At 50.1% G+C, this 5656-nt stretch carries 5 protein-coding genes and 1 pseudogene; all 6 read left to right on the plus strand.

Going from position 1 to position 5656, the window contains the following annotated elements; translation table 11 throughout:
- A pseudogene (locus Q0Z69_RS16485) lies at window positions 1-120 on the plus strand (phosphoheptose isomerase); the annotation flags it as partial.
- A gap of 41 nt (window positions 121-161) precedes the next feature.
- A complete protein-coding gene (locus Q0Z69_RS16490) occupies window positions 162-1088 on the plus strand; it encodes a GDP-mannose 4,6-dehydratase (RefSeq protein WP_298035498.1) in 927 nt (308 codons plus the stop codon).
- A 133-nt stretch (window positions 1089-1221) separates the two neighbouring features.
- Window positions 1222-2352, plus strand: a complete 1131-nt coding sequence (locus Q0Z69_RS16495; RefSeq protein WP_298035494.1) for a glycosyltransferase family 4 protein — start codon at window positions 1222-1224, stop codon at window positions 2350-2352.
- On the plus strand, window positions 2349-3329 hold the full coding sequence (locus tag Q0Z69_RS16500) for a hypothetical protein (protein WP_298035495.1): 981 nt from the start codon (window positions 2349-2351) through the stop codon (window positions 3327-3329). Before Q0Z69_RS16495 ends, Q0Z69_RS16500 begins: the two co-directional genes overlap by 4 nt.
- Before the next feature lie 11 nt (window positions 3330-3340).
- Window positions 3341-4753: a lipopolysaccharide biosynthesis protein gene (locus Q0Z69_RS16505; protein WP_298035496.1), complete on the plus strand. Its 1413-nt coding sequence runs from the start codon at window positions 3341-3343 to the stop codon at window positions 4751-4753.
- Window positions 4754-4757: 4 nt separating this feature from the next.
- Window positions 4758-5656 (plus strand): NDP-hexose 2,3-dehydratase family protein (locus tag Q0Z69_RS16510; protein ID WP_298035497.1); only part of this gene is annotated, 899 nt, incomplete at its 3' end.

The following is a 5656-nucleotide window of genomic DNA, read 5'->3' on the forward strand; positions in this document are numbered from 1 at the left end:
GATGTGACGGTGCAGGTGCCGGAAACGGAGACGTATCTTGTTCAGGAGTTGCACCTGCCAATATACCATTGTTGGTGCATGATGCTGGAGGACAGGTTTTTGGGGAGGGAAGGTATATGAACATACTAGTGACAGGAGCCGGAGGAATGGTTGGCTCTCACATGGTGGAAGTGCTACATGCACGTGGAGATAACGTGATAGGTACATATTATCGGCCCACAACGGATATCAGTGAATTGCCATCAGAAATCAAAATGGTAGAGTGCGATGTCCGGTATCCAGAAAGCGTTGAGAAGGTTGTTCTGGAATATATGCCGGAGCAGATATTTCACTTGGCGGCGCAAAGCTATCCTACTGTGTCTTGGGATCGACCCTATGAGACCATTGAGACCAATGTCAATGGTACAGTCGCGGTCTATGAGGCTGTGAAAAAAGCGCGTCAAATCGTAGATAGACAATATGATCCCATGGTAGTGGTCGCCTGCTCCAGTGCGGAATATGGAGAGAGCTTGAATTTGCTGGGGGGTAATGATGTATTCGTAAAAGAGACAACAGAACTTCTTCCTCTGCATCCTTATGGTGTGAGTAAGGTTGGACAGGATCTTATCTCTTTCCAGTACTATAAGAACGACCATATTCGTTGTATCCGGGCTCGGATATTCAACTCTACGGGAACGCGCAAGGTCAATGACGTTACTTCGGACTTCACAAGGCGGGCTGTTGAGGCAGAGCGCTCGGGAATATATGAACTGCGCGTGGGTAATCTGGAGACTCGGCGGGCCATTATGGACCAGCGAGATTTAGTGTCAGCGTTGTTACTTTTGGCGGAAAGAGGTATCCCCGGAGAGGTATATAACATTTCATCCGAGCGCATCTACCAGATGAAAGATATCGTGAGGATGATTGAAAAGCAGCTGGGACATAGACTTGAGGTCAGGGTAGATCCGGCGCTCTTACGGCCTACGGACGAGCGTGTCATCGCGGGAGATGTTACGAAGCTCCAGCGAGATACGGGCTGGAAACAGCAAATACCTATGGAGCAAACGGTGGCAGATATGTTGGAGTGGTGGAGAAAACGGATAAGGTAATGTGTATTTAGAGACAACAGACATGAGAGTATGTGTCCAGTGAGTTGAAATGGTCAGTTGTTTAAGAAACGGTAAATTTCTTGCTCTGCTAGGTTTCGAGTGATAATAGTAATACAAATACGCGAGGCAAAGAATGAAAAATTGTATTGTGATAAATTACACTGGCCGTACCGGGGGAGGTCCGCTTGACGCTTTTGAAATGGCTCGAGCGCTTGTTGACCGGGGAGAGCGAGTGATTCCTATCCTTGCTAAAGGGGTGGAAAATCTTGCCCTGTGGAAAAGCGTGGCCTTTGAAAAGTTAGTCCTTATTGATACCTACCATGACAGACTATCGTTGGTTGGGCGGGTATTAAGTTTTCCGTTTACGACAGCAAAGACGATCACTACGGCGCTACGAGAGTATAAAATTAAATGGATATACTGCCCAATGGCAACAATGTTGACATCACATATCAACCATCTTTTTCCGGGTGTGCCAGTAGCTGTTGTTGACCATGATCCTACGCCCCACAGCGGGGCTGCCCGGTTTAATCCAATGCGCCTGCTAAACTCCTTTGATGCATACCGCAGTGCGGAAGTGATTATTGTCCACTCCAAGCGGTTTGTCACGCAGGTGCAACAGTTATATCCGGGCAAACGGGTGGAATACATCCCGCTGAGCAGGCACAATATGTACAAGAACCTGCCTGCGGCCGCGCCAATCGTGTCCTATGCGCCGGATAAGATCAACTTTCTGTTTTTTGGAGTGATCGCTCAATACAAGGGCCTGGATGTGCTGGCAAAAGCATATCGGGCACTTTGGGAGCGTTATCCGGGGAGGATATCGCTGACGGTGATCGGCAAGGGGGATTTCTCACCCTATGCCGCAGCCTATGAGGGATTTTCCAATTTCACCCTGATCAACCGCTGGATCAAGGATGAGGAAGTCAGCGGCATATACGTCGGCGAAAATCTGGTGACGGTCTGCCCCTACAAGGACTCTACCCAGTCGGGGGTGGTACTTGTCTCCTATGAGTACGGTGCACCCGTGATTGCCACGGATAGCGGCGGCATGGCGGAGCAGATGGAGGACGGGAAGACGGGCCGACTCATTCCTCCTAACGACGCTGACACTCTTTGCCAGGCTATGGCTCAATATTTAGAGGACCCCGGGCTCATCCGGGTACAGCAGGGACATATCAAAGTGTTTTTGGCGGAACTGGAATGGGACAAGAGTGCTGAAAAACTGGTCAGTTTTCTTGAAGAAGAGAGTGTGAGTCAGTGAAAACAAATATTGTATTTTTAAATGAGAAACCGGGAGCTACAGATCTTGTTGGTAGACTACTAACTGATCTCGAACGTGACGAAAGAGTGAAAGTATACTTTTCATATACTCCCCTTAAGAGCAATATACTAAAAGCAATTAGGAGAGTACACTTTTCTCACAAAATTAACAGCAAAATACGGCTTCCATTTAAGAGGATATGGGGCTGTGTTCTTGATAAACTAGACTGGTATGATGACAGGACCAACTATCTTTTGATGTTTAATGGTACTCTTGATTATCTTGATTTTGGATATTTGGATAAATTGCGCAAAAAACATCACATAAAAATAGTAATGATTTTAGTGGATGCGTTCTTGGCCAGTATTTGCAAAAACATGAGAACATTTTCTAAAAAATATGGGTTTGATTACATCTATACCTTCGACCCAAAGGACGAGGAAACATATGGCTTTATGTTTCACACTATTCCATATTCCACTTTTGAGGAGCTGCGCGGCACGGAGATACAATATGACTTTGGATTCGTCGGCAGTAATAAGGGCCGCATTTCTATGATCAACAGCATCCTGGAGAGCGCGAACGACGCCCATGTCAGTTTCCGGGCACGTTTGGTCCATGTGAAGAGCAATGACAGGCTTTCGTTCCCGAATATCGTCTATAACACCGCTGTCGATTACAAACAGACGGTATTTGAAGAGCTGCAATGCAACTGTCTGCTTGATGTACTATCAGAAGGGCAGTCCGGGGCTACGTTACGTTACTATGAGGCTGTTGTCTACAACAGAAAACTGCTGACAAACAACACCGATGTGAAGGACCTGCCGTTTTACGACCCTGATTATATCCACATATTCGCCAAGCCGGAGGACATCGACTGGGAATGGGTCAAAGCGCGGACCCCGGTCGATTTTCATTATGATGGTAGGTTTTCTCCTTCCTGCTTGATCGATGAGATTTTACAACTGGAAAAATAGGAGGAAGAGGGTTGGCAGCAAAAAAACTCCGTGAATTTACGAAAGCCTTTTCCTATGCGTTCATGTCGAATGTTCTTTCTTCATTGATCGCTGTGGTGATCACGCTTGTCCTGCCCAAGCTTATAAGCATGGAGCAGTACGGTTTCTATCAGCTCTATGTTTTTTTCACAAGTTACGTCGGCGTGTCTTACCTTGGCCTGTGCGACGGAGTTTACCTGCGCATCGGCGGACAGTATTATGAACAGCTGGACAAACCCCTGTACAGCACGCAGTTCCGCCTGCTGGGGATGTTCGAGGCTGCCCTCTACGCTGTCATATTCGTCCTTTCGCTGTTTTTTTCCACCAGCCCTGAACGGCATTATGTGATCGACTGCGTGTGCGTGGCTGCGGTTGGGATGTGCCTGCGGTGGTTCATCACTTTCGTCCTCCAGGCGACGGCGTGGATAAAGGAGTACGCGATCGTCACCATCTCTGAGCGCATCCTGTATGTCCTGGCGGCGGTGCCCATGGTGTTGGCTGGATACCGGGGTTTTCGGCTGCTTATCGTTTTAGATGTGGCGGCCAAGTATATCTCTCTGGGCATCGGCGTCTGGTACTGCCGGGACATGATCCGGGCGAAGACACTGCCGCTGCGAGGTGTCATTCCCGAGATAAAGGAGAACATCTCCGTCGGCTTCAAGTTCATGCTGGCCCAGCTGAGCGATATGCTGATCATCGGGGTGGTGCGCTTCGGTGTGCAGAGTTGCTGGGATATCGCCACCTTCAGCCGGATATCCATGACGCTCACAGTGTCGAATCTGGTCATGACAGCCATCAACGCCATATCCATCGTCATGTATCCTCTCCTGCGGAGGATGGATGAGGGGCAGCTCCCGGGCCTTTATAAGCTCATGCGGGTCTCGTTGGTGGGCTTCGCTTTCGCCGTGCTGCTGTTTTATTATCCGCTCCAGCGCATTCTCTCCGTTTGGCTGCCCCAGTATGCCGTCAGCTTTCGCTATGCCGCCATCCTGTTCCCTGTGTGCGTCTACCAGAGCAAGATGTCCATGCTCATCAACACGTATTACAAGGCTCTGCGGCTGGAGAAGCAGCTGATGCGGTGCAACATTGCGGCGCTGGTGCTGAGCGGCGTGCTGACGGTGTTGTCAACGGTGGTATTGCACAATGTGACAGCAGCGATCATTTCTATCCTCATCTGCCTTGTATTTCGCGGGATTATAGGCGAACTTATTTTGTCGAAGCACATTGCCATCGAGGTAAAGAAGGACATCGTCATCGAACTGTGCATGACGGTGGCGTTCATCCTCTGCAACTGGTTTTTTGGCTTTGCGGGGATGCTTATGTACGCCGGGTGCTATGTGCTGTACCTGTTCATCAAAAAGAATGACATCAAGGAAACGGTGTCGTTCGTGAAGTCCATGAGGTGATACCATGCCCCTTTACACAACAGAAGAGCTGCTGGCATGGATTGCCGAGCGGAACCGGACGGTGCACGTATCCATCCGGAAGAACCGGTTGGAGGACTCGGAGGACTGGTACTACAACGAGGCGGGGGGATACATAGAAAACCGGAACAAGAGCTTCTTCCGCGTCATGGGTATGCAGGAGCTGGTAGACGGCCAGGTGGTATCGGAGCAGCCCATCATCATCCAGAACGAGATTGGGTATTTGGGCATTCTGTGCCGCCGGATCAACGGGGAGATGCACTGCCTGATGCAGGCGAAGATCGAGCCGGGGAACATCAACCACATCCAGATATCTCCGACGATCCAGGCGACAAAGTCTAACTTCACCCAGAAGCACAAGGGGGATAAGCCTCCGTACCTAGACTGCTTTTTGAATGCGTCGAAATATCGCATCGTCGTGGACCAGATCCAGTCGGAGCAATCGTCGCGGTTTTACAAGAAGCGGAACCGGAACATCATCCTGGAGGTAGACGAGGACGTGCCCGTGCTGCCCAGCCACCGGTGGATGACGGTGGGGCAGCTCAAAGAGCTCATGCGCCATGACAACCTAGTGAACATGGACACGCGGACAGTGCTTTCCTGTCTGCCGCTGGGGGAGTACATAGACGAGTTAAAAGACCCTGCGCTGAAGCGCTCGGCGGAGGGGACCGGGAAAAACATCCTGCCGGAGATATACCAGTACATCAACAACTACAAGATGTTCGACGAGAGCAGTTACCGCCTGGTGCCGCTGTATAGCCTGAAAAACTGGCAAATGCGGGATGGTGAGTTTGTCTGCGACCGCCCGTACAGCTTTAAGGTAGTATTCTGCGACATCGAGATCGAGGGCCGGGAGGTGCGTCACTGGACGCAGCCGCTGTTCGA

The sequence above is a fragment of the uncultured Dysosmobacter sp. genome (assembly GCF_947631165.1).
Classification (GTDB): domain Bacteria; phylum Bacillota; class Clostridia; order Oscillospirales; family Oscillospiraceae; genus Oscillibacter.